The sequence below is a fragment of the Bacillus cereus genome, assembly GCF_007678085.1.
Taxonomy (GTDB): Bacteria; Bacillota; Bacilli; order Bacillales; family Bacillaceae_G; genus Bacillus_A; species Bacillus_A cereus_BE.
This window is the reverse complement of record NZ_VEDW01000054.1, coordinates 1-232: the sequence shown is the minus strand read 5'-3', so window position 1 is coordinate 232 and position 232 is coordinate 1. Positions and strand designations below refer to the sequence as shown.

Below are 232 nucleotides of genomic sequence, written 5' to 3'. Positions count from 1 at the left end.
GTATTGATTTAGGGATTGATAACCTTGCAACCATCGTAACAAACACAGGTATGAAACCTGTCCTTGTTAAGGGCAAATATGTCAAAAGCATAAATCAATCTTACAACAAAATGAAGAGTTATTTTACAAGCATTCTTAGAAATGGAAAACAAACGAATGAAGGACCTTTTACTTCTAAAAGGATAGAAAAACTTCATCAAAAACGTTACTTGAAAATAAAAGACGTCTTCCA

General features: G+C 31.9%; 1 protein-coding gene. It reads left to right on the top strand.

The window, feature by feature from the left end; translation table 11 throughout:
- Positions 1–232, top strand: a 232-nt coding sequence (locus FS742_RS27360) for a transposase (RefSeq protein WP_144616469.1), incomplete at both ends; no start/stop codon positions are given.